Source organism: Burkholderia gladioli (assembly GCF_000959725.1).
In the GTDB taxonomy this organism is placed as follows: Bacteria; Pseudomonadota; Gammaproteobacteria; order Burkholderiales; family Burkholderiaceae; genus Burkholderia; species Burkholderia gladioli.
Genome location: NZ_CP009323.1, coordinates 46,104 through 69,216, shown reverse-complemented (window position 1 = coordinate 69,216; position 23,113 = coordinate 46,104). Strand labels below are relative to the sequence as shown.

Sequence of the window (23,113 nt, the reverse complement as noted above, 5' to 3'; positions counted from 1 at the left end):
AAATTGAGGAGATTGACATGGTTCGGTCCATCGCTGCAATCGTTGTCGTACAGTTAGTCATACTTATTAATGGATGCTCGGACAGTCCACCCCGACCCGTCCTGCCGGATGGCTCGCACCGTGTTCCGGTGAACCGCGTGCCACCCACTCCCCCATCGGATGGAGGCGGTCATGAGCAGTGACCGTGACTATCGTCGGGCGCTCGATTTCGAGGTGTCGGTCACGCACCTGCAGGAGCGGTCCGAACGTCGGGCATGGTACGTGGCCGCGACCTCGGTCGTGGTGGCCATCCTGTGTGCAACCGCATTGGCTGTGATGATCCCCTTCTATCGGCTCGTGCCACTGCCGATAGAAGTTGACCGGCTGACGGGCGAAGCGCAGGTGATCGACGTGCTCGACGCGAAGCACATCCCTATGCGCGACATCGAGGACAAGCACTGGGTCGAAATGTACGTGCGCTCGCGCGAGCGTTACGACTGGGGCCTGCTGCAGATGGACTACGACCGCGTGCTCGACATGAGCGACGACCGGGTCGCGCGTGATTACCGGGCGATCTACGGCGGACCGGACGCGCTGGACCGGCAGCTCGGGGCAAATGCACAGCGGCGCATCCGCATCCTCTCGACGACGCTTGTGCCGGATGAACCGGGGCATGCCGTCGTGCATATCGAGCGCACGACGTGGAAGAACGGGATCGATAACGCGGAGGCGCCGCAGCGTTTCGTCATCACGCTGGCCTTCACGTACCGGCCATCCGTCTTTACGCGCGAGCGCACGGCGATTGAAAACCCGTTCGGCTTCAGGGTGACGGCCTACAGTCGCGATCCCGAATACACCCCTGCCGCGTCATCGCCGGCGTCACAGTCGGTCCCGGGAGGTGTGTCATGAAACTGGACAACCTGGTGAGAACCGTTGTGCTGGCGACCGCACTGGCAGCGCTCTGCGGTGGCGCCCGCGCGTACGACGTGCCCGGCTGGTCCGGCGACCCGCGTGTGCGGCAGGTCGTGTACCGGCAGGACGAGGTGGTGCGAGTCATCGCGCAGCGCGGTTTCGCCACGCACATTGCGCTCGACCCGGCCGAGCACATTCTCGTCGTGGCCCCCGGCGACCGGGACGGATGGCAGGTGGTTGCAAACCGGGGTGAGCACGACGTCTACCTCAAGCCCCAGCTCGCCGCTCACGACACGAACCTCGAGATCCGCACCGACCGGCGCAGCTACAGCTTTGACCTGGTGGTGCTGCCGCTCAGGGCCCGGTTCGCCAATGACGAGGAGATGTATCGCATCACTTTCGTGTACCCCGACAGGCAGGCGGCAAAGACGAAAGCTGCCGATGATGCCGCCCTCGTACGCGCGCGCCTGGACCAGCCGCCGGTGGTGCGCAATACCGCCTACTCGATGCAGGTGATGCCGCACTCGGAGGATATCGCGCCTACTGCGGCGTGGGATGACGGGCGCTTCACCTATATCCGCATTCCCAACAACCGGCGTATCCCTGCGATCTTCCGCGTGGCCGGCAACGACAGCGAAAGCGTCGTCGACCGGCACATGGAAGACGACGTGATCGTCGTGCATGAGCTCGCGCGACGTTTCGTGCTGCGTCTCGGTGACGAGGTGGTCGGTCTGTGGAACGACGCGTTCGACGTGGACGGAGTACCGCCTGCGGATGGCACAACGGTGAGCGGTGTGAAGCGTGTTCTGCGGAGCGACGGCCATGAATGAGGAAACGCCGCGCAATGGGATTGCGCCCAAGGTTGTGGCCGGGGGCGACCCCGCAAAGGTCACAGAAACCATAAACGGCGACCTTGCAAACCAGCCAGCCGATCGTGGCATGCCGGAGCTGGGGCAGCAGGGTGGTCGGCCCCGTGCCTGGTGGCTTGCGCCGCTGGTTGTCGTGGCGGTTGTGATCGGCGGAGCGGTCTGGACGATGCACGGGTTTCTCGAGCGGCACGATGCGGCTGAGAAGGCCAGACGGGATGCCGTGCAGGACCAGCCGTCCCCGGGGCGGGTGTTCAGCGACGGGACCGTAGCGGCATCAGCAGTTGCCGCAGTGCCAGGCAGCCCGGTCACAGCGAGTGCCGCCGCGTCGGCCCCCGTTGTCGCGGCGACGCCCCGCACTCCTGTCCGTACCGCGCCGGTTCGCAGCTATTACGATGCGCCGCTGCTCGCCACCGGAAGCACAGGCGGAAGCAATGGTCCTGCCAATGCAGCGGCGGAGCTTGCCGCATCAACACCGGGCGCTTCGCCGGGCGCGACTGCTGTGACGGTCGGCCCGCCCCAGGGCAGCAGTCCGCTTGCCCAGGCGCTGACGCCGACCGTGACACCGAAAGCGCGCGCAGGCTTTCTCGGCAACCGCAGTCTTGTTCTTGCAGAAGGCGCCAAGATCGACTGCGTGGGAGATACCGCGTTCGATTCGACCGAGGCGGGTATCTCGACCTGCACGGTGACGAAGAACGTCTATTCGGATGACGGCCATGTGGTCCTGATTGAACGGGGTTCGCAGGTCAACAGCGAGTACCGCTCGAACCTGGCACCTGGACAGAAGCGGGTGTTCATCCTGTCGGCCCGCATCAAGACCCCCGAAGGGGTGACGGTCGAGACCGATTCGCCGGCCGCGGACGCGCTCGGACGCATGGGCGTGGGCGGCTATGTGAACAACCATTGGAGCGAACGGATTGGCGCGGCCATGCTGCTCGGCATGACGCAGGACGCGATCGGCTATTTCGCGACGCGTGGCGGCAACAGCAACGGCCCGGTGGTGTTCGAGAACACGCAGCAGCAGGGCAATGACATGGCCTCGCGAGTACTCGACAGCACGATCAACATCCCGCCCACGCTGTCGCAGAACCAGGGGGCCGAGTTCACGATCGTCGTCGCGCGGGACCTGGACTTCAGTGCGGTCTATGCGCTCGATCCGGAGGGCTCGCGATGAAGGCGCAGGCCCACATCCTGAGCGACGCACCTGTGTCAGCCGATGCCCCACTGCCGAGGCTGGCAGAGGACGCGTCGGTACGCGAGCTCATGCGGCCGTTCGCGGGGCTGCTCGATGACCCGACGGTCACGGAACTGGTGATCAACCGGCCGCAACGCGTGCTGATCGAAACCCATCTCGGATGGCATGTCCACGACTGCGCAGACCTTGATTTCGAGCGCCTGATGTCGTTCGCGGTCGCGATTGCCACGCTCACGAACCAGGAGGTCTCGGCGCTGCATCCGGTGCTCTCCGCGCTGCTGCCAGGTGATGCGCGCATCCAGATCGTGATCCCGCCGGTGGTACCTCCGCGTACCGTGTCGGTGACGATCCGCCGTCCCTCTTCGCGCGAGAAAACGCTCGATGCGTATGCTGGCGAGGCCCTGTTCGCGCACACTAGGTGGCGCCGCCCGGCTGGACTTGATGAGGCGATGCCGGCGCTACGGCCTCTCGATCGCGAACTCGCCAGGTGCCTCGAAGCGCGTGATTTGCCGGCCTTCTTCGAGCGGGCGGTGCGCGGGCGGCTGAACCTCGCGATCGTGGGCAACACCGGCTCGGGCAAGACGAGCTTCATGAAGACGCTGTGCCGGTACATTCCGGCCACCGAGCGCATCGTGACGATCGAGGATGTGCGCGAACTCTTCATCCGCCACATCGAGAACTGCGTCCACCTCATCTACAGCAAGGGTGGTCACGCTCAGGCGCGGGTGACGCCCGCGGACCTGATCGCCAGCACGATGCGCATGCGCCCCGACCGCGTGCTGCTCGCCGAACTGCGCGGCAGCGAGGCGTACGACTTCCTGAAGCTCCTGACCACGGGCCATGCGGGGTCAATCACGAGCTATCACGCGTCGAGCGCCCCGGTCGCGATCGAGCGGTTCGCGCTGATGGCGAAGGAACATCCGGAGGCTTCGACGTGGGATGACGCGGCACTGCGCCGGCTGCTCTTCATGACGATCGATGTGGTGGCGCACATGGAAGCCACTGCCGTTTTCGATGAGTCAGGGGAGCAGACGGGCCGGCGATGGTCGATGACGGAAGTCTGGTTCGATCCGCTGCGTCGCCATCAGGCGGATTTCCGGTGAAAGGGGAGCAGGCCATGGACATCGGAAAGGCAACCGGAACGGTACGGTCAACCACCAGGGGGGGCGGGTATCACGCGGTGCGCGCGCTGGTCACGCTCGCGATTGTGGCCACGGCTGCTGCCGGTCTGATCCTCGCCCTCTGGCTGGCGTCGTTTTTCTTCGTCGCGAGCCAGCACCTCAACCCCGTTCATGCCGGGTTTCATGCCTGGCCGGATGCGGCGCTGGCCTGGTACGACGGACGTCTGCCAAAGGTGGGACGCCGGCTTGCCGGCGCGGCGCTGTTCGGCCTCCTGCTCGCGTTTGGTGCGCCGGCGCTTGGCGCTTACACGCTGCTGGATCGCACCGGCCGCCGGCGTCTTTATGGCAGCGCGCGGTTCGCAAACGAGGCGGACATCCGCCGGGCAGGACTGCTATGAGCACGGTGACGACATCAGAAGCATTCAGCGGCCCGCCGCTGGTCGTGGGTGTCTGGCGTGGCCGCTACCTGCGGTTCACTGGCCAGCAGTTCGTGCTGCTTGCGGCGCCGGCACGGTCGGGCAAGGGCGTGGGCATCGTGGTGCCCAACCTGCTGAGTTACCCGGATTCGGTGGTCGTGCTCGATATCAAGCAGGAGAATTTCAACCTCACGGCAGGCTTTCGTCGCGCACACGGCCATGACGTGTACCTGTTCAATCCGTTTGCCGAGGATGGCCGTACGCACCGGTATAACCCGCTCTCGGCGATCTCGGACGGCGTGTTCCGCGTCGGCGATATTCTCGCAATCGGGTACGCGCTGTATCCGGTCGGCGGTCACGACGACTTCTGGAAGGATCAGGCCCGCAACCTGTTTCTCGGGATCGTACTGCTGCTGTGCGAGTGGCGCGATGCGCGCCGCAGCGGCGACACCGATGTGCCCGACCATCCGGTGACCATGGGCGAGGTGCTGCGGCAATCGTCCGGTAACGGCATGCCCGTCAAGGCGTATCTCCAGCAGGCGCTGCTGCAGAACCGGCGGTTGCTCACTGGTGCGTGCGTCGACGCGCTGAACCGCTTTCTTGCGAACGACGACAAGGTCCTGGCGAGCATCCTGGCGACGTTCAATGCGCCGCTGACGATCTGGGCCAATCCGATCGTTGACGCCGCGACGAGCGCCAGTGACTTCGACCTGCGCGACGTGCGCAGACGGCGGATGTCCGTGTATGTCGGCATCACGCCCGACCACCTGACCGAGGCAGCGCTGCTCGTCAACCTCGTGTTCTCGCAACTCGTCAACCTGAACACGCGGCAACTGCCCCAGGACAACCCGGAGCTGAAGGTACAGTGCCTGATGCTGATGGACGAATTCACGTCGGTCGGCAAGATTCACATCATCGCCCGGGCAGTCGCCTACATGGCGGGATACAACCTGCGGCTGCTTTCGATCGTGCAGTCGGTGTCACAGCTTGAGTCGGTTTATGGCCGCGCGGACGCGAGGACCTTCGTCACGAATCACGCAATGCAGATCATCTACGCGCCGCGTGAGCAGAAGGATGCGAACGAATACTCGGAGATGCTCGGCACCTTCACAGACCGCTCACGCAGTGTGAGCCGGTCGACCGCGGTCTTTGGCGGCCGGGGCGGCTCGAGCGAGAGCTTCTCCGAGCAGCGCCGGCCCCTGCTGTTGCCTCAGGAGCTGAAGGAGCTTGGGCGCGAGAAGGAAATCATCCTGCTCGAAAACACGAAGCCGATCCTGGCCGGGCGGATCTGTTACTGGCGCGAGCCGGTCTTTACCTCCCGCCTGCGTACGGCGCCAGCTATCCCGGCGATGGATCTCGTGCGCTTCATCGCCCAGGTCGAGCGGCGCGTGAGGGATGTGCAACCTGACGAAGTGGATGAAGCCGGCGTGATGCACATTCCGCCGGAGTATCTGGAAGTGCTGCAGGCCTGGGATCCGCGCGACCTGCCACGGCATCTTAACGACATGAGCGATGGCGAGGCCGCCGCGTATGCCGAGCGCCATTTCATGCTGCTGGGGGTGCCGGCTGCACGCGTTGCCGTCGCGGCGCGGCGGCTGTCGCCGTCTGATCTCGACGTCGCGGAACTGCGCCCCTCGGACGGCACGTCCAGGCGCAAGTCTGCGCGCGCCGCGGGCGCATCTCCCACCCAGCGCGGGCGAGCTGCATCGCGTGCGGGTGACAGTTCGAATGTCGTGCCGCTTCACGGAGAGCGCCGATGAATGCCCGGTACCTGAGTGAAGAGGAGCGTGCGCGCGCGGCGCTGGCCACGATTCCAGCCGATGACTACGCGACGTGGGTCGACATGGCCTTCGCGCTCAAGCAGGGATTCGGCGAGGCGGGCTTCGACATCTGGGACGAATGGAGTCGCACCGCCCACAACTATAGCGAACGTGCGGCGCGAGTGACGTGGCGCTCGGCCGGCGAGTCGGGCGGCAAGACACTCGCGTCGCTCTTCTGGCTCGCGCAGCAGCAGGGCTTCGATGTCAGGGCGTCGCGTGCGGCGATGGACCCGGTGGACCGACCGCGCGTGCCATTAGCGCGTCCGTCCGTGGACCAGGCGCGGCAGCAGGGCAGGCTCGAGGCGCGGGTGCGCGCGCGACAGGCTGCCGTGGCGCGGGAGGCACTGGCGATCTGGAAGTGGGCACGGCCGGTGGGGCCCGGACATCCGTATCTCGAACGCAAGCAGGTCAGGGCGGTCCCCACGCTGCGCGAACTCGAGGCCGAGGAGCTGAATGCGCTGCTCGGATATGCGCCGCGCAGTGTCGGGGAGCCGCTCGCCGGCCGCGTGCTGGTGGTGCCGGTCCGCATCGGCGAGACCCTCTCGACGCTGGAACTGATCGACGCCGAAGGACGCAAGTCTGCGCTGGCGGGTGGTGCCAAGTCGGGCGGCTGCTGGGTGGTTGAACCGGGCCAGTTTCGCGAGGGTGCGGTTACGCCCATCCTGATCGGCGAAGGGGTGGCAACGGCACTGGCAGTGTGGCAGGCGACCGGCTGGTTCAGCGTCGCGGCCCTGTCGAGTGGCAACCTGCGGCCAGTGGCAGCGATGTGGCGCGGCCGTTACCCTGAAGCGGAGATCGCGGTGCTCGCCGATCTCGGTGCCGGGTATGAACATGCGAAGCAGGCCGCGTCCGGCACGTCCTCGCTGCTGGCGGAACCGCACTTTGCGCCAGAGGCCCGCATTGCCGGCGAGATGCCGACTGACTTCGACGACATGACCGTGCTATCTGGATCCCGTGCCGTTGGTGAGCTTTTACGGGAGTCACTGTACGAGGCGCCAGGACGGGCGGTTGTGGGTGCGGAAGTGTCTGGGCAGGCCATGGCTGCAGACGGATCGGACGATGCACTGAAGGAGGGTGAAATGGGTAACGTGAAAGAGAAACTCGTGGGTGACGCGGAGGCGTCGGGCCGGCGCCGTATCTCGCGTCGCCGGGCGGCGAATCAGGACGCGCCAGAACCGGCGTCGCAGGAAAACCCGGCGCCGGCAGCCAGGCAGGCACAGTCCGAGCCGCCGGAACAGGACCGGCGCGAGACCGAGGCGCCAAACGCGGAGCCTCCACCAGCGCTTGTGCCGTATGCGCCGGTGCGCCGTCAGGTGGGCGAGCCACTGTATGGACTCGACGAGGTGCCGGGCGAGATCAAGGCGCTGGCCCAGCATCGTTTCGGCGCGCAGATCCGCATGGCGACGCCCCGCGAGAACGGTGGTCCGTACCGTGGCGAGGTGTTCAACACCGAGCACTACCTGATCCAGGAAGTGTCGACGCGTAGCGTGGTGTTCCACGCGAAGGCGAACGTGGAGTTCGTCTCGGACCGGCTGCGGTGGATGGACGAAAACCAGCGCCTCAATGGGGCGGAGGTGCAGATCGGCTACGACGGCACCCGCGGGAAGGTGTATCCGTGGGACCGTGCGCGCGATCTGCTTGAGCGCACGGTTGCATCCCTGAAGAAGTCCGCACGCGAGGTCGGTTTCGGCAACGAGCTCGATGCGACACTCGACCAGTTGCAGGGCGTGTCATGGACGCGGGTGAGGGAAGCACGGGCAGCCGCCCTCGCGCAGTCGAAGGAACGCGCCGGCCGCGAACAGGGTGAAGGGCAGCAACGCTGATCGCGCGCGACGCTGTGTCAGTCAGCGAACTGAGGGAGCTCCACGATGGATGAAACCACAACCTCTACTACCCCAGCCGGCACGCCTGCCGACGATCCGGTCATCAACGTGATCGAACCGGATCCGCCGCCGCTTCAGGATCCGCAGGGCGGCGCTGCGGGCGCAGACCGCTTTGACCAGACGGCGGCCGATGCCTTGGGCGCACGCCGGCGCCGCGAGTTCGATGCCGCGCGGGCGCGGCTGCGCGATCAGGCCATCCAGGTGGACACTCCGCCGCAGGCGGCGGCACAGCAACCAGAATCGCAGCAGAGGGCGCCGCGTGGCAGCGACGACACGACCACCATGCGATGGGCGCCGCTTGGGAATCCGCCAGAGACGGTGCGAAAGCGCTACCTGCGGGCGGGCAACCAGTATTTCCTGAAGGATGTGCCGCATCAGCTCGCATTCGAGGATATCGGTCCCTACATCGTGACGGAACACAACCGGCCGGACGTCGTTGAGTCGATGGTGGATATGGTCCGTGCCAAGGCATGGGGGCGCGTGCGGGTGTCAGGCCACGAGCAGTTCCGGCGCGAGGTGTGGGTCCGGGCGATGCGGCTCGGCATCGAGGTGAGCGGATACGAGCCGAAGGCGGTTGATCTCGCGCGTCTGGCCGAAGGTCGTCGTGACCGGATGACGAACCGCATTGACGTGTCGCAAACGGCTGAGGCTGCGCGGGTTCCTGCGGATTCCCCGAAAGCGCCTGCGGTGACGGCTGGTCCCACGGAATCGCAGGCGGCGCAACCAGCGAAGCGCGATGCCTCCCGGCAACTGGAGAAGGGCCCCGCCGCGCGACCGGCTGCTGGCGAACCCCCGCATGCTGCTCCAGCCGCCGAAACCGGGCCACACGTTGGTGAATCTGAGGGGCAGGAGCGTCAGCGCTACGTGGGCGAACTGGTCGAGTACGGCAGCGCGCCCTATCAGCACAATCCTGCGCGCAGTGACTCGTATTACGTTGTCTATCGCGATGCGGGTGGTGCGGAACGTGTCGTCTGGGGTGTGGATCTGGAGCGGGCCGTTGCGGAGTCCGGGGCGCTCGCCGGACAGCACGTGATGTTCGAAAACCTTGGCCGGCGTCTCGTGACGGTGATGGTGCCGGTTCTCGACGGGACGGGAAATGTGATTGGCGAGGAGGAAAAGGAGGTCTATCGCAATACGTGGCAGGTCGATGTCGTGGGGAAGGAGCCGACGCAGTCGCGTCGCGAGGCGTCCGACAGTAGGGGTGAGGCGGGAAGGAGCGGGACTGCGCGGCCGGCAACTCCGCGGCACACCCAGGCCGTGCGGCGTGAAACTCCCGTCGCGTCACCCGAAGAGCACGCCGTGCAGATGGCTGTGCTGACCGCCGCGATGCGGCAGCAGGGGTTCAGCGAGCGATCCATTGCGCGCGTGCAGCAGCACGCGCAACGGCTGCTGGCCGCGTTCGTGGCGGAGGGCGTCACCGTGCCGCGACCGCGCGTGTTTGATCCCGAGGCCCCGTCCGCACGCAACCGCCGCACTCGCACGGCAGCGCAGCGCGTCCCGACCCGCGAGGTCGAACGTGGTCCGGCAGAACCGGCGCCTCCGTCGCTGTAGGAGCACGCGCATGACCACGCGTATGCGACTGTGTGTGGATCTCGGGCCGGCGAAGCCACGCTGGGAGGCGTGGTGCGTCCTGCACGGCGTCACGGCGGCCGATGGTGTGCGGCAACTGGTCCACGGTGTGCTGGGGCAGGACGAGTCGCCGGACGGGTTCGCCGGGCATGAAGGTCATTTTCCGGTCGACGGGCATCGCGAACGCATCGAAGTTCGCCTCACACAGGAGGAACTCGAAGCGGCCCGACAGCGTGCATTGGCAAGCGGACTGAATGTCAACCGCTGGATGGTTGCCGTGATTCGCGCGCAGCTTGTGCACGAGCCGCAACTGGGCGAGCGGGAGATGCGACTGCTTGCAGATTCAAACCAGCATCTGGCCACGATCGTGACGTTGCTCGGACGGTTGCAGGTGCATGGTGATGCGCGGGGCGCGGCGCACATGACGCACATGATCGAGGGCGCCCGTGCCGTGATCGATACGCACTTGCGTGCAGTCACGCAGGTGCTGCGCGCCAACCTCGACCGCTGGAGCCGCTAGCATGCCTTTTCCGAAGACATACGTCGATCAGATGCTGCTGAACTGGGGTGACCGGCTCTTTCACGATCCACTGCGGCACGTGCGGGCGCCGCGCATGTCGCGCGGTGAACTCCACCGGGACGTACGACTTATGCGCGAGCAGCTCGCCCGCACGCTCAGGCGTATCCCCGAAGTGATGGTGAAGATCACGAACAAGGCGTCGAGCGCGCAGGGCATGGGTGCTGTGCGCCGTCATCTGCGCTACATCTCGCGCAACGGCAGGGTTGAACTTGAGGACCAGGACGGAATGACCGTGCTCGGCGATCAAGAACTGCACGATCTCACAGATGCGTGGTGCCTCGGCGGCTGGGGTATTCCTGAGGAGAGCCGCCGGCGCGAGGTATTCAATGTGCTGCTTTCGATGCCGCCAGGCACGAACAGGCAGGCGGTGTGCGACGCCGCGCGCGCGTTTGCCGCTGAGGAATTCGGTGACGGCAGGCGGTATGTCTTTGCCGCGCACGATGACGAAGCCCATCCTCACGTGCATCTGAGTGTGCAGGTACGTGGGCCGGACGGCAGACGTCTCAATCCACGCAGGCAGGATCTACTGCGCTGGCGTGAACGGTTTGCACACCAGTTGCGCGAGCATGGCGTCGAGGCCAATGCGACTGCGCGACTAACACGCGGCGAGACGCACCGCTATACGAAACAGGCCGTCGTGCATATGGTTGCGCGGGGTGACGCACCTCGTTACTGGCGGCAGGAACTTGATGATACCGCGCGCGTTGCCCTGTGGGATGCGCACGCCGGTGCGCTCGAGGCGTGGCGGGGCGTGGCGCATGCGATGGCTGGTTCACAGAGTGGGGATGATCGCAGTCTGGCGGCAGCGATTTCGGACTTCCTGCGGACAATGCCGGTACAGCACGACAGCCCATCGATAGCGCGTCCCGCGCGACATGAACAGCAGCGGCGTCGCAAACCGGCTCACGCGTACGGAGCGAGTTATACAGACCGTCGCGAAGGGCAGGGGGAACTGTTGCGGGGCGATCCGGATGTCGGGCTGGAACGCTGAGCAGGGGAGGTGCCATGACGATGCCGATCATCCGTGGATAGGTGGCAAACGACGGCTTGCCGACGTGCTTATCCCGCGCTTCCCCGTCGCATACCTGTTACGTTGAGGTGTTTGCCGGCGCAGCGGCACTGTTCTTCATGGGGCCGCCTGCTGAAGGTGGAGGTGCTCAATGACGTGAATGACGAGCTCGTGAATCTATCCGCGTGGTGCAACACCATATTGAGGAGTTCGTGAGGCAATAGTGATATGGCCAGCCCGCCCTTCGGGGTATGCTGGCCTGTTCACTCACGTCGGGGACTGCCATGGAGAACACCGCGCTGTTAGGCGTCGATCTCGGTAAGCACATTTTCCACATCCACGCACAAGACAAGGCAGGACATCAACTGTGACGCAGGAAACTGAATCGTAACCAGTTGGTCGAGCTTGTCGCCAACACGCCGGCTTGTCGAATCGTGATGGAGTCGTGTTCTGACCTGCATCATTTCGCGAGAAGATTTTTGCAGTTTGGACATGAATGTGAAGCTGATCGCGCCGCAGTATGTGAAACCGTTCGTGAAGGGCAACAAGGGACGATTTCGTCGACGCGGAAACGATCGGCGAGTCGCCGGGCGATGAGGTTTTGTGGTCGTAAGAAACGAGCAGCAACAGACTATCTCGGCGCCGCATCGGGCGCAGGATATGCTGACTTGCAGCGGGGGCTCGGCTCACAACCAGATTCATGTATATCTTGTCGAGTTCGGGGGGCGCAAAGCACTGGACCAGCAGCGATCCGAAAGCTGCCAGCGGCGCTGGAGGCAAATGACTTACCGCCGCGCTTCGTCGCCTTACTGGAGCAACTTCGGGATTACGTTTTTCATCTCAACGAGCAGATCGTAGTTATGGAGCGCGAACTGAACGGGCTGATGAACGAGGATGACGTCGCCCAGCGTTTGCTGACAGTCCCGGGAATTGGGCCGATCACTGCCAGCGTACTCGCTTCTCAGGCGGGCGATGCGCGCCAATACCGGACGAGCCGCGATTTTGCTGCGTGCCTGGGCTCGTGCCACGCCAATACAGTACCGGAGGCAAGACGACACTTCTCGGCATTTCGAAGTGCGGCGACAAGCACTTGCGAACCTTACTGGTCCAGTGCGCGCGATCGATCATGATGCACATTCACAAACGGTCGGACGCCATGGCGATATGGGTGCGCCAACTACTGGAGCGGTGCCATTGAAGTATCGTGGTTTGCGCGTTCGCTGCCAAGCTTGCCCGCATCGAACGGGCAGTACTGAACGGTAATTCGGCCTACGTTACTCACCCGCAGCGAGCTGCTGCATGGCAAGTCTATTCACCCTTCCTGCTTTTTGCGACGACAAATGTAGATGACGGTAACGGCAATCGACCTCGCGAAGAACCTGAAATTTGAATCAGATCTGGTAGCTGCGACAGTTTTGAGGATCGTGAGGTGCGAATTTTCATCATGGACCGGGAAGTAGCGTTCCCCTCGAGAGGCCGGATACGTTAGCGCAAGCCTTTGCCTTCATCGAAACTTCGAGTTGCAAAAATAGGGCTGACCATGCATTCAAATGGGCGTTGACGAGCCGGCGGGTCAGCTGGCTGCAGGACACGCGGCCCGAAACGCTCACGGACATTCAGCGCTGCGCGGTTCTACTATCTGCAACTGAACTGTTTTGGTGGCCGTGTTGAAGGTAGAACGTTCGGCACGGCAACGCCCTCGCTGCCTGGACTGAATCTCTTGCGTCTCGAAGAAACACTGTCCGCAGCGCACCTTCGGCTTCCCGGGCCTACATGAAAACCTGGGCTGGCAGACATGCATGACGCGCTACGATCGGCTTCACACGTTCTTTTATTTCGATCCGCCGTACCTGGAGACGGAGGGCCATGGCGTGCCGTTCGAATTTGGCCAGTACGAGCGCATCGCGACGGTGCTAGGGGAACTGCGGTTATATGCGATCCTCACGCTCAATGACCACGCGGCATTTCGCGACCTGTTTGCAGGATTTCAGGTGGGGCGGGTCGTACTGCCCTACACGGTAGGCGGGCCGGCCAACACCGTTATGCGTGGCGAGCTCATCATCTATAGCGGGACAGGGAGAGGAACCCTGCGGGGCTCTTCCGACCAGGTGTTAACCTCGGCCGACTTCCGGCCAGCAACACGCACAGGCCTCGGCTTCAGCGGTCAATGAAGAGGGCAGGGCCAGCCTTGTACGAGGCGACGACCATGATGACCATCGCTACGATAAGAAGCGGGAAGCTGCATATGGCCAGCGGAAAAAACAGCGCAACCTGAAGTGAAGATCCACTGACGCCATGCAGCAGGTCCGTGTCGCGGATGTTCTCGTACAGTAGCCATCCCGTTGCGGCGAGACCGAAGGCCATGAGAATTATCCCATCGGACGTGGGCGTATGTTGCTGGATAGCTCTTGCCCAGAAGTACATACCCCACCAGATGAGGTTGACTGCGATGGCCGTGAGCCAGAATCCACGCATGGTGAAAAAGGTGTGTCCGAAACGGTGCCGGCAATGCTGGTTGAAGAGCTGGATGCCCTTTGCAACACCAATGACGATATTGATGATCAAGGCGAGTTTCAGCCAACCCATGATTCGCTCCTTTGCGCTCGGAGTACGGCGTCGGACACGCCCATCAGCACCCGAGGCTCGGACCAGAGCTAAGTATCGTCTGTCAAATATAGATGTTTGACTGGCGAATGCAATGGGTCCGCGCCTGACACAGATTGAAATGGACGACCGTTGGCCAGATGCTAGCGTTCTCCGATGCCGTTCTTTGCTGATTCATTTGGGACGAGGTTGTGCGCAAGAGGGCTGGCCTTGGCGTGTTATGGTCAGTCCTTGGGCCGGCCAAACGCGTCCACGCGTGGGACGTTTTGCGGAAGCACGACCGCAGCGGCAATCCATGCCCGGCATAGTAGATCGAGGATATGGCAGTGCTGGTCAGTCGCGGTATGGACGATGGTAGCCGCGTCGTATTCCCGCGTGCCGAGCTCACCGCTGTTGGGGCGTGCCGTGCACTTCGGGGAACACTCCCCGGGCAGTATTGTCGCGTTTCTTTCCAGAGCTGCAATGCGGCTGGCGGTTTCGCGCCAGACGCCTAGTCGCACTGACACAAGTATCGAGGGCTTAGGCGGATGAGCGCTGAATGACGGATTATGCCTGGTGTCGCGGTCGCGGTCGTGAGTGCTATCCGGCTGGTGCGCGTCGCACTGGCACGATACGCCCATACGCGCGGTCAGAACGCTGGTAGGTTGACGGTCTGCGGCCCGTCGAATGGCAACGGTATTCGGTTCCGCAATCCGAATTGTTGCCAGCGACACGACCGGCTTGCGGGCTTCGCGGCACGAACACGCTCTAACGGAATCCTGTGGTCCCGCGGTCGGGCCCAATCGCTGCGTCCCACCCGTCCGGCGCTGACGTTCACTGCCATGTTGCAATGCGGGAAAGTGCGACCTAGAATGATTTTCACGTCTCCTCCATGCTCCCTTGCATGGCTTCAGCCCGGCTCGATATGCGGGCTCTTCTTTTTGGTGCGCGGCACATTTCCAGATACGGTCTGCCTTGGCCATACTGCCCGAAGCAGGCAAAGGGAGGCAATGTCGCATACCCGCGGAGGCAGTGGAGCCTTGGCCCGGTTGGCCCTCCCGGTTTTTTTGCCGGTCGGGGTATGTGGGTCTGTTCCCTTGCCCCGGGCACAGCAGCGGGTATGTTCAGGCACAGGTCGGAGATGACATGGAACTCTGCGATGAGTGTGCCAAGCTTCAGGGGCGTTCGGCCGACCAAGCCGGGGCCAATGGCATGAGGCTGGTCGGCGTCGGCGAATGTGAAGGCGTCGTGGCAATCGAACTCTATCAGTGCAGCCGATGTAGCACGTTGATGCACCGCCAGTTCACGGGCGGCATGCAGGAGCGGATCTGGAAGGCCATTTACCGGTCCAGTTGACGTTCTGTGATCGCTGGTCCGAACAAGGGACGGTACCGTCACCCGGCGGCCGAGTCGGTTCGGAGGAAGTGGCAGGTATCTGTACGGCTCAAGAGCAGGCTCCCGGGCTCGAGTGACCTGGCTTCGCCCGTTTTTCGTCGTCAATTATCGGTTTGTGCCTAGGACTGGTCCGACTGGCTCGACAAGCGGGTGCCGAATCTCCCGTAAATCGCGACCGCCGCAGGACAGTACAGTGGCAGCACGCTCTCCGAAGGCAAGCCATGACCGTGATGACATCGAAAGCGATGAGAAGCACCGCCGCGCGCTCAGAACCGTTTCGATGCTGATTGACCTCGATCTGGCGCGCGGCTCGCTGGACGGCGACCGGCTGGTGGCGCTCGTCCTCGGGCAGTACGAGGCGACATTCATGTAGGACCTTGCCCGCGGGAGATGGCTCGCTGAACCCGGACAACGAAATCGGGAAAGCCGAGAATGAGGATCTCAGCAAAGGAAGTCGTCGCCACTCGTGAATTCCAACATCGCCAGCATGCCGCTCTCGAAGCGATGGCCGATGCATTCACGCGTGCCGCACCAGTTTGTCGCGGTGAGACGGGTTCGCCGTGCTGCTTCAGGCAGGTGGATGGGCGCCGCGGCGGCGACCGATGCACTGCATCGGGGGGGGCGATGTGAATGGCGATCATGGCACGCTGGAGCCGTTCGTCGGAGCGAATCGGCCAGCGATGCAAGCAAAAGCGCAAGTTCAAGGCGACGACCAATCCGTCGCACAATCTCCCAGTAGCCTCTAACCTGTTGAACCAGGACTTCAAAGTGAGCGGGCCGAATCGGTCCAGGCGACATCACGTATATGCGACTGATGAGGGACGGATGTGTCTTGCCGGCCTCACGGATCTGCTTAGCGGACAGGCCCTGTCGTTTCCCGACGCACCAGTTGAATCGGCAACACGTCGTGCGCCGGAGCGCCCAGCCCCACGGCGCGGATACGTTCTACGACTCGCCGTGCTGCCGTTCGCGCCATACTTTCGACAGGTTGCCGGATAGAAGTAAGAGCGATGAGCGGCGACCCCGCCAGCGGCATATCGTCGAAGCCGATAATCGACAGCTTTTGCGGAACATTGATCCCTTGCCTTGTAGCGGCCTCGAAGACGCCGAGAGCAACCGTGTCATTCCCCGCCACGATAGCTGTCACGGGGTTTGGGCCATTGAGCAGCGCCATCGCGCTGGAGTAGCCAGACTCGCTTGTGTAGTCGCCATAAATCACGGGAACAGATGCTGGCGATACACCAGCATCCTGCAGCCATTTCAACGCGCCCTTTGCACGGTCCCGACTCGTAGATGTGTTCTGTGGTCCCATAACAAGGCCGATGCGTCGGTGTCCAAGTTGATGGAGGTGTTCGACGGCCAACGCGCCAGCATGAACGTTGTCAATCTCTACCGTGTCGACCCTCACGTCATCAACCGACCGTACGACCAGGACGAGCGGTATCCCCCGCCGCTGCATCTCTTCCACTACGGGCGAATCAAGTGTAGCTGTCGCAAATATCATCCCGTCAAGGTATCCGTCGATGAGAGGCCGGAAGGCCAGGAGATTTTCTGGATCATTCATCGAGTCGATCATCAGAATTACCTGAAAATCAAACTCTCTGAGCGCGTCGTGAAGATGCGTCAGTAGCAACGTCATGAAGCGGTTGTGCAACGCACCGACGACGACTCCAATAAACTTGGTCGCTGACTTGCGCCTCCGTCGACCCTGTGACGGGATACGGTAGCCCAGTTCCGCCGCGACTGCGTGCACGGCATCTCGCGTCTGACTACTGATCGCGGGATGTCCCGCCAGCGAGCGAGAAACTGTCGACACGGAAACACCCAGTCGGTCGGCGACATCCACCAGACGTACTTTCGATGTTCTCAAGCTTGTTATCCTCTTTGCGCTAATTTGCATAAACGTTCTTAACTGGTGATGGGCGACGCTACCGCATAAGAGCCACATGAGTCAGGGTAAGTGTCTATCATTTGCACAGTTTTTGCAGAAAAAGTTGCGTTACATTTGTATCCATTGCAGCCCGAATTTTCCACTTCGGGAAAGCGCTGCAATGGTCTCTTTCAAAAAGGAAATGTGAATGGCAATCCAGTTCCTCAAGCACGGCCGAAGCGCCGTAGAGTCATCGCAGGACGCCGCTAAAGTGCGTGACGTTGTCTCGGGCATCCTCGCCGATGTGGCCGCACGTGGTGACGCGGCGGTGGTCGAACTCTCGAAGAAGTTTGACAACTGGTCTCCGGACAGCTTTCGTCTGTCCGAAGATGAAATTGCGAGCTGCGTCCGCTCACTCTCCCAGGGACAGCTCGACGACATCAGGTTCGCTCAGGCTCAGGTCCGTAACTTCGCGCAAGCCCAACGTGAATCGATTCGGGACATCGAAGTCGAAACGCTGCCGGGCGTCGTTCTCGGGCACAGGAACATGCCGGTCGACAGCGTCGCCTGTTATGTTCCGGGCGGGAAGTTCCCGCTTGTCGCGTCGGCCCATATGGGCGTTGTGACGGCCAAGGTTGCCGGTGTTCCCCGCATCATCACCGCTTCGCCGCCGGTGGGCGGGGCACCGCATCCAGCCGTCGTAGCGGCGATGCATCTGGGTGGCGCTGACGAAATCTATACGTTCGGCGGCGTGCAGGCGATCGCCGCGATGGCTCTCGGCACCCAGACGATCGACAACGTTTCGATGGTTGTCGGCCCGGGCAACGCGTACGTTGCGGAAGCCAAGCGTCAACTTTTCGGGCGCATCGGCATTGACCTCATCGCGGGACCCTCCGAGACACTGATCATTGCTGACGACAGTGTCGACGCCGAGATGTGTGCGACGGACCTCCTCGGCCAGGCCGAGCACGGTTTCAACACGCCGGCCGTCTTGCTCACAAACTCGACGCGGTTGGCCAAAGACACGATTGCAGAGGTCGAGCGTCTGCTGAAGATCCTCCCGACTGCGAAAACGGCAGGCGTCTCCTGGAGCAATTACGGTGAAGTCATTGTGGCGGACACGCTCGAAGAGATGGTGTCGGAGGCAAACCGCATTGCGTCAGAGCACGTCCAGGTGATGACGCGCGACCCGGACCACTTCCTGAAGAACATGAAAAACTACGGTTCACTGTTTCTGGGCGCACGTACCAACGTTGCCTTCGGCGACAAGGTCATCGGCACGAATCACACACTGCCTACCGGCAAGGCGGCTCGCTATACCGGCGGGCTGTGGGTTGGAAAGTTCATCAAGACGTGCACCTACCAGAAAGTACTGACCGATGAGGCGAGCGCACTCATTGGTTCCTACTGCTCGCGGCTGTGTGCAATCGAAGGCATGATTGCGCACGGTGAGCAGGCAAATATCCGTGTTCGTCGATTCGGTCACCGCGAGGTGCCGTACGGTACGGCTGTGTCAGCCTGAAGGTGGAAGAGCAGGAGAAGCTCATGATAAGGATGAGGCCTCGCTCTAGCGCCAGCTGCAGCTTCCATCGACTTTGCACAGTGAACACCTTGTGGAAGAACATCGATCGCACGTGAATATTGAACTTCACTACAAAATGCTATGTCGCGCTCGTAATTGGCATGTCGAAATCCGCCTGCGTGAACCTCGCAGTGAAGTCGCGTCAATGACCACACGTAGAAATCCATTAGACAGGAATCCAAATGGTACCGATCACACCGGCGTTTCGCCTGGACGGCAAGACGGCACTGGTAACTGGTGCGGGTAGGGGGATCGGCTTTGCAGCCGCTGCGGCGCTTGCACAAGCAGGTGCCCGCGTCACGCTGGTTGCGCGCACTGCAACCGAGATCGAAGCCGCAAGTGAGGCGATCAATGCCGCGGGTGGAGTGAGCGAGTTTCTCGCCCTCGATGTTACTGATTCAGCACGGGTTTCCGCGGTAATCGAAGCGCGAGGTCCATTTGATGTGCTTGTGAATAGCGCCGGAATGAATCGCCCGATGGAGCTTGTTAGCGTGCCGGATGAAGACATTGATGCCATTCTTGCGCTGAACGTCAAAGCCGCGTTCTACGTTAGCCGGGCGGTTGTGAAAGGGCTTCTCAAGGCCGGGAAACAGGGTTCTCTGATAAACGTTTCGTCGCAGATGGGGCATGCCGGCAGTCCAGGGCGAACCGTCTACTGCGCTAGCAAGCACGCTATGGAGGGAATGACAAAAGCGCTCGCGTGGGAGCTGGGGTCAAAGGGAATCCGGGTCAATACCGTGTGCCCAACGTTCATCGAGACGAGTTTGACAGAAAACATGTTTCAAAAACCAGGGTTCAGGAGCTGGGTTACATCGAAAATTGCGCTTGGACGGGTAGGACGCATCGAAGAAACGATGGGCGCCATTGTTTTTCTGGCGTGCGACGCGTCATCGCTTGTCACTGGAAGTGCTCTGATGCTCGATGGTGGCTGGACGGCGGCGTAGCGTATGAGGCTAATAAGCGCCGTAATTCACGTAGGCTGCCGTGGTCGATGTCGCGTCGGCGGCTCCAACTCTGATTGCTCTGTCTACAAAACTCAAACGGACCGACCACCTTACTGGCAGCGCAAGTTTTTCGGACTGCACCGTGAGAAGATCGTGCGCTATCTGACAAGAATGGAGCGCATAAGCCGATGTCGCGCCAACACAGGGAGCGTAGGAGATACGGTCAAGTCTGGTGTATGAGCGGTCGATGAACGGCGACGTCAGGCGGCGAGTTTCTGCTGACCGGGTTGATCGTCTTGCACCGGTTCGCCGTCCTTGAAGGCATGCCTTCCAGCAACAGCGTGATCTGTTCGGGGCCGTTGATGCGCCGCCATGTTTTCTCGGCTTCCTCGATCAGCCTTGAATGCCAAACCCAGGAAGGTTGGTCGCGACACGCAGTTGCGCGTGCGTGTAGTACGGTGGCGCACGGTCGCGAACGTCGACTCGATCGCGTTTGTCGTTCGCAAATGCTGCCAGTGGTCGGCCGGGAAGTCGTAGAAAGCAAGCAGGCTTTCGCGATCCTTCTTCAACGTCTCAGTAGTCTTCGGATACTTTGCCGCATAGATCGTCACGAACCGATCGAAGGCGGCATGCGCGTCGGCGCGCGTCGCGGCCATCCATATCGCTTGCGGATCTGCTTTAGCTTTGCCTTGCTGCGATTTCGGCAGCGCGTTCAGGACGTTGCCCATTTTGTGAAACTTATTCCGAGGCTGGAATAAGTTTCATTACTCTGAATTCCGGATTAGGCCGATGTGGAGTGGGGATGCCGCGTCGTTGGTGGTGAGCGCGCAGTGGACGTCGGCATAATCGCGCCTAGTTGAGCGATGCTTTCTTCTCCACCACTTGGAGACGGAGACAACTCATGTCAGATCCATCTCGGGTTCGGATAACCGGGCCTCTTGCCGCATTCGCAGACGGCTTCGCCGCCGAGTTACGCAAACAAGGTTACCGCCCCAATGCCGCGGCGAATCAACTCCAGCTTTTTGCACATCTGAGCCGGTGGCTCGCCTCCAAACGGCTGGATGCGACGGCGATCTCCGCGTCGGTACTGAATGAATTCTTGGATGCGCGACGCGCACAGGGCTACACGTTGTGGCTCTCACGCAAAGCGCTGACGCCGCTGGTCGGCTACCTTGATAGCGTTGGAGTCGACGTGGCAACCGAATCAGCAGTGTCGGGTCCTGACGAGGCACTGCTTGCTCGCTATCACAAATATCTGCTCGATATGCGAGGGCTTGTCGCCACCAGCGCTCGTGGATATGTAGATATGGTACGCCCGCTTGTTACGGACAGAGTTGTGAGCGACGAACTCGACTGGACGGACTTGCGGCAAGAGCACCTGAACAGATTTGTGCTCACGGCTAGCCGCGGACGCTCTATAGGTTCAGCGAAGCTCGCGGTTACCGCACTACGTTCATTACTGATCTACTTGCACATGGAGGGGCTGATAGCGCAGCGGCTGGACACAGCAGTCCCGTCGGTTGCAGGATGGAGCTTGGCCGGGTTGCCACGCGCACTGGAGCCATGCGATGTGGAACGATTACTCGCAGCCTGCGATCGGTGCACCGGTAGCGGCTGTCGCGATTTCGCAGTCCTGATGTTACTCGCGCGTCTGGGCTTGCGTGCTGGCGAGGTACGTATGCTCAATCTTGACGACATCGACTGGCGCACAGGTGAGTTCGTCGTCAGAGGCAAAGGTCGGCGTCTTGAACGCCTTCCTTTGCCTGCGGATGTCGGCGAAGCGTTGGCAGCGTATCTTCAACGCGGTCGACCCGATACCGCGCAGGGCCGCACCGTGTTTGTACGTACACGGGCCCCTCACCGCGCACTCTCGTCCGTCGGTATTACAGACGCGGTGGCTGCCGCCGCTTCGCGCGGGCCTCATTAACGTGCGTGTTGATTTGCCTTACATGCCAGATGACACGACAATAAAAACCGGCATCTTATTAGCGATCTTGTTGCACCGCCAGCGCGGAGGATGTCGAGGACTGGCGCGAGGGGAAATGTATTCTCCCGTTTGCGCGAATTCCGGAATCGGATGTCACGGTTCTGCGGTTGTGGCGAGAATTTTAGAAGCAATTTTTAGCGCTGGCAGCGTAGCATTTCCGGTCATTGATAAGGACAGTGACCACATGAGCAAAACCGGGAATCTTCGCTATTTCGATTACGCCGCCACCACGCCGGCCGATCCCAGAGTTATCGAAGCGATGTTCGGCTGCATGGGCGAAGCAGGTGTATTCGGCAATCCCGCATCGAGCTCGCACGCGGCCGGATTGCATGCGCGCGACCTGGTCGAGCAGGCGCGAAGGCAAGTGGCAGAGTTGATTGGCGCGCAGCCGTCCGACATCGTCTGGACATCCGGCGCGACCGAATCGAACAATCTCGCACTCAAAGGCCTCGCGGATCTCGCGCCGGCCGGCCTGCACCTCGTGACCAGCCAGCTCGAACACAAGGCGATTCTCGACACGGCGGCTCACCTCGAACGCCGGGGTGTCGATGTGACCTACGTGAAACCCGCCGCCAACGGAGAGATCTCGCCCGATTCGGTCGCCGCCGCGCTTCGCGAGAACACCGGGCTCGTCTCGTTGATGCTCGTCAATAACGAACTCGGCACGTTGACCTCGATTGCCACGATTTCCCGCCTCGTGCACGACGCGGGCGCGTTGCTGCATGTCGATGCAGCACAGGCGCTCGGCAAGACGCCGATCGACGTCAACGCAATGGGTATCGACATGATGTCGATGTCGGCGCACAAGGTTTACGGCCCCAAGGGTATCGGCGCGCTGTATATCAACGGGGCATCGCGCGATCTCATTGCGTGTCAGATACACGGTGGCGGTCATGAACTGGGGCTGCGCTCGGGCACCTTGCCGACGCATCAGATCGTTGGAATGGGCGCCGCGTGCGAACTCGCGAAGAACGGGATGGCAGCCGATAATGCGCGAATCGCGGCGCTCAGCGAGCGCGTGCTCGGCGAACTGCTGGCCTCGGGCGTCGTCTCGCACAACGCTGCCGGTGCGAATCGCATTCCCCATACGCTGAGTCTGACGCTGGATTTGCGGAACTTCTTCAGTTTCATGCTGACGGGCGACATCGCGGTCTCGTCGACATCCGCATGCAATTCGGCTGCGGGCGGCCCATCGCACGTGCTGACCGCTCTCGGACTCGACGAAGGCGCTGCGGCGCGGACCATCCGCTTGAGCCTCGGTCGGTTCACGACGCAGGCCGATGCCGACTTTGCAGTGGAGTGCTTTCGCAACGTTATCGGCCAATGTCAGGAATCAGTCGGCGGACGAACCACGGCAAACGCCTGACAACGCATGACAACGTGGAATGGTGGTAACGGCTCA

General features: G+C 62.2%; 17 protein-coding genes and 6 pseudogenes. 20 read left to right on the top strand and 3 right to left on the bottom strand.

The window, feature by feature from the left end:
• The first annotated feature begins 171 nt into the window (after positions 1 to 171).
• The 13 genes and pseudogenes from BM43_RS17145 to BM43_RS17090 all read left to right on the top strand — a co-directional run.
• Positions 172 to 888: a VirB8 family type IV secretion system protein gene (locus tag BM43_RS17145; protein WP_036050280.1), complete on the top strand. Its 717-nt coding sequence runs from the start codon at positions 172 to 174 to the stop codon at positions 886 to 888.
• Positions 885 to 1,721, top strand: a complete 837-nt coding sequence (locus BM43_RS17140) for a TrbG/VirB9 family P-type conjugative transfer protein (protein WP_080742065.1) — start codon at positions 885 to 887, stop codon at positions 1,719 to 1,721. The genes BM43_RS17145 and BM43_RS17140 overlap by 4 nt, the downstream gene beginning before the upstream one ends.
• Positions 1,714 to 2,931: a type IV secretion system protein VirB10 gene (virB10, locus tag BM43_RS17135; protein ID WP_036050282.1), complete on the top strand. Its 1,218-nt coding sequence runs from the start codon at positions 1,714 to 1,716 to the stop codon at positions 2,929 to 2,931. The genes BM43_RS17140 and virB10 overlap by 8 nt, the downstream gene beginning before the upstream one ends.
• Positions 2,928 to 4,055, top strand: coding sequence for a P-type DNA transfer ATPase VirB11 (gene virB11, locus BM43_RS17130; protein ID WP_036050285.1), 1,128 nt, complete (start codon positions 2,928 to 2,930; stop codon positions 4,053 to 4,055). Before virB10 ends, virB11 begins: the two co-directional genes overlap by 4 nt.
• A gap of 14 nt (positions 4,056 to 4,069) precedes the next feature.
• Positions 4,070 to 4,471, top strand: a complete 402-nt coding sequence (locus tag BM43_RS17125; protein WP_036053148.1) for a hypothetical protein — start codon at positions 4,070 to 4,072, stop codon at positions 4,469 to 4,471.
• Positions 4,468 to 6,249 carry a type IV secretory system conjugative DNA transfer family protein gene (locus tag BM43_RS17120; protein WP_036050287.1) on the top strand — a complete coding sequence of 594 codons (1,782 nt, stop codon included), beginning with the start codon at positions 4,468 to 4,470 and terminating at the stop codon, positions 6,247 to 6,249. Before BM43_RS17125 ends, BM43_RS17120 begins: the two co-directional genes overlap by 4 nt.
• Positions 6,246 to 8,132, top strand: coding sequence for a PriCT-2 domain-containing protein (locus tag BM43_RS17115; protein ID WP_036050290.1), 1,887 nt, complete (start codon positions 6,246 to 6,248; stop codon positions 8,130 to 8,132). Before BM43_RS17120 ends, BM43_RS17115 begins: the two co-directional genes overlap by 4 nt.
• A gap of 45 nt (positions 8,133 to 8,177) precedes the next feature.
• Positions 8,178 to 9,743 carry an LPD7 domain-containing protein gene (locus BM43_RS17110; RefSeq protein WP_036050292.1) on the top strand — a complete coding sequence of 522 codons (1,566 nt, stop codon included), beginning with the start codon at positions 8,178 to 8,180 and terminating at the stop codon, positions 9,741 to 9,743.
• 10 nt (positions 9,744 to 9,753) lie between these two features.
• Positions 9,754 to 10,281: a hypothetical protein gene (locus BM43_RS17105; protein ID WP_036050294.1), complete on the top strand. Its 528-nt coding sequence runs from the start codon at positions 9,754 to 9,756 to the stop codon at positions 10,279 to 10,281.
• Position 10,282: 1 nt separating this feature from the next.
• A complete protein-coding gene (locus BM43_RS17100) occupies positions 10,283 to 11,332 on the top strand; it encodes a relaxase/mobilization nuclease domain-containing protein (RefSeq protein WP_036050297.1) in 1,050 nt (349 codons plus the stop codon).
• Positions 11,313 to 11,571, top strand: a pseudogene (locus tag BM43_RS38985) (DNA adenine methylase); the annotation flags it as partial. The gene BM43_RS17100 and the pseudogene BM43_RS38985, both read left to right, overlap by 20 nt.
• A 63-nt stretch (positions 11,572 to 11,634) precedes the next feature.
• A pseudogene (locus BM43_RS38980) lies at positions 11,635 to 12,623 on the top strand (IS110 family RNA-guided transposase); the annotation flags it as partial.
• Between the two features lie 272 nt (positions 12,624 to 12,895).
• A pseudogene (locus BM43_RS17090) lies at positions 12,896 to 13,451 on the top strand (DNA adenine methylase); the annotation flags it as partial.
• A 56-nt stretch (positions 13,452 to 13,507) separates the two neighbouring features.
• On the opposite strand, the gene BM43_RS17085 reads toward BM43_RS17090, so the two are convergent.
• Positions 13,508 to 13,936: a hypothetical protein gene (locus BM43_RS17085; protein ID WP_036050302.1), complete on the bottom strand. Its 429-nt coding sequence runs from the start codon at positions 13,934 to 13,936 to the stop codon at positions 13,508 to 13,510.
• 1,143 nt (positions 13,937 to 15,079) lie between these two features.
• On the opposite strand from BM43_RS17085, the gene BM43_RS17080 reads away from it, so the two are divergent.
• The 3 genes and pseudogenes from BM43_RS17080 to BM43_RS42725 form a co-directional block, all read left to right on the top strand.
• Positions 15,080 to 15,289, top strand: a complete 210-nt coding sequence (locus tag BM43_RS17080) for a hypothetical protein (RefSeq protein WP_036050305.1) — start codon at positions 15,080 to 15,082, stop codon at positions 15,287 to 15,289.
• Between the two features lie 232 nt (positions 15,290 to 15,521).
• Complete coding sequence (locus tag BM43_RS40535) at positions 15,522 to 15,701, top strand: hypothetical protein (RefSeq protein ID WP_127841038.1); 180 nt, start codon at positions 15,522 to 15,524, stop codon at positions 15,699 to 15,701.
• A 272-nt stretch (positions 15,702 to 15,973) separates the two neighbouring features.
• A pseudogene (locus tag BM43_RS42725) lies at positions 15,974 to 16,114 on the top strand (IS3-like element ISBvi4 family transposase); the annotation flags it as partial.
• Positions 16,115 to 16,181: 67 nt separating this feature from the next.
• On the opposite strand, the gene BM43_RS38975 reads toward BM43_RS42725, so the two are convergent.
• The gene (locus BM43_RS38975) at positions 16,182 to 17,198 is read right to left on the bottom strand and encodes a LacI family DNA-binding transcriptional regulator (RefSeq protein ID WP_227742938.1); all 1,017 of its coding nucleotides are present in this window, start codon (positions 17,196 to 17,198) and stop codon (positions 16,182 to 16,184) included.
• A gap of 208 nt (positions 17,199 to 17,406) precedes the next feature.
• On the opposite strand from BM43_RS38975, the gene hisD reads away from it, so the two are divergent.
• Both hisD and BM43_RS17065 read left to right on the top strand, forming a co-directional pair.
• Positions 17,407 to 18,720 (top strand): histidinol dehydrogenase, encoded by a 1,314-nt coding sequence (hisD, locus tag BM43_RS17070; RefSeq protein ID WP_036050308.1) that lies wholly within the window; start codon positions 17,407 to 17,409, stop codon positions 18,718 to 18,720.
• 242 nt (positions 18,721 to 18,962) lie between these two features.
• Positions 18,963 to 19,724 (top strand): SDR family NAD(P)-dependent oxidoreductase, encoded by a 762-nt coding sequence (locus BM43_RS17065; RefSeq protein ID WP_036050311.1) that lies wholly within the window; start codon positions 18,963 to 18,965, stop codon positions 19,722 to 19,724.
• Positions 19,725 to 19,984: 260 nt separating this feature from the next.
• Here BM43_RS17065 and BM43_RS38970 read toward each other — a convergent pair.
• Positions 19,985 to 20,461 (bottom strand): annotated as a pseudogene (locus tag BM43_RS38970) (transposase); the annotation flags it as partial.
• Between the two features lie 164 nt (positions 20,462 to 20,625).
• On the opposite strand from BM43_RS38970, the gene BM43_RS38965 reads away from it, so the two are divergent.
• Together BM43_RS38965 and BM43_RS17055 are read left to right on the top strand one after the other, a co-directional pair.
• Positions 20,626 to 21,651 carry a tyrosine-type recombinase/integrase gene (locus BM43_RS38965; protein ID WP_080742064.1) on the top strand — a complete coding sequence of 342 codons (1,026 nt, stop codon included), beginning with the start codon at positions 20,626 to 20,628 and terminating at the stop codon, positions 21,649 to 21,651.
• 244 nt (positions 21,652 to 21,895) lie between these two features.
• Positions 21,896 to 23,071: pseudogene (locus tag BM43_RS17055) on the top strand (cysteine desulfurase family protein); the annotation flags it as partial.
• Between the last annotated feature and the right edge of the window lie 42 nt (positions 23,072 to 23,113).

Coding starts and splice junctions, on each gene's coding strand:
- BM43_RS17145 (WP_036050280.1), top strand. CDS start 172: ATGAGCAGTGACCGTGACTATCGTCGGGCGCTCGATTTCGAGGTGTCG.
- BM43_RS17140 (WP_080742065.1), top strand. CDS start 885: ATGAAACTGGACAACCTGGTGAGAACCGTTGTGCTGGCGACCGCACTG.
- virB10 (WP_036050282.1), top strand. CDS start 1,714: ATGAATGAGGAAACGCCGCGCAATGGGATTGCGCCCAAGGTTGTGGCC.
- virB11 (WP_036050285.1), top strand. CDS start 2,928: ATGAAGGCGCAGGCCCACATCCTGAGCGACGCACCTGTGTCAGCCGAT.
- BM43_RS17125 (WP_036053148.1), top strand. CDS start 4,070: ATGGACATCGGAAAGGCAACCGGAACGGTACGGTCAACCACCAGGGGG.
- BM43_RS17120 (WP_036050287.1), top strand. CDS start 4,468: ATGAGCACGGTGACGACATCAGAAGCATTCAGCGGCCCGCCGCTGGTC.
- BM43_RS17115 (WP_036050290.1), top strand. CDS start 6,246: ATGAATGCCCGGTACCTGAGTGAAGAGGAGCGTGCGCGCGCGGCGCTG.
- BM43_RS17110 (WP_036050292.1), top strand. CDS start 8,178: ATGGATGAAACCACAACCTCTACTACCCCAGCCGGCACGCCTGCCGAC.
- BM43_RS17105 (WP_036050294.1), top strand. CDS start 9,754: ATGACCACGCGTATGCGACTGTGTGTGGATCTCGGGCCGGCGAAGCCA.
- BM43_RS17100 (WP_036050297.1), top strand. CDS start 10,283: ATGCCTTTTCCGAAGACATACGTCGATCAGATGCTGCTGAACTGGGGT.
- BM43_RS17085 (WP_036050302.1), bottom strand. CDS start 13,936: ATGGGTTGGCTGAAACTCGCCTTGATCATCAATATCGTCATTGGTGTT.
- BM43_RS17080 (WP_036050305.1), top strand. CDS start 15,080: ATGGAACTCTGCGATGAGTGTGCCAAGCTTCAGGGGCGTTCGGCCGAC.
- hisD (WP_036050308.1), top strand. CDS start 17,407: ATGGCAATCCAGTTCCTCAAGCACGGCCGAAGCGCCGTAGAGTCATCG.
- BM43_RS17065 (WP_036050311.1), top strand. CDS start 18,963: ATGGTACCGATCACACCGGCGTTTCGCCTGGACGGCAAGACGGCACTG.
- BM43_RS38965 (WP_080742064.1), top strand. CDS start 20,626: ATGTCAGATCCATCTCGGGTTCGGATAACCGGGCCTCTTGCCGCATTC.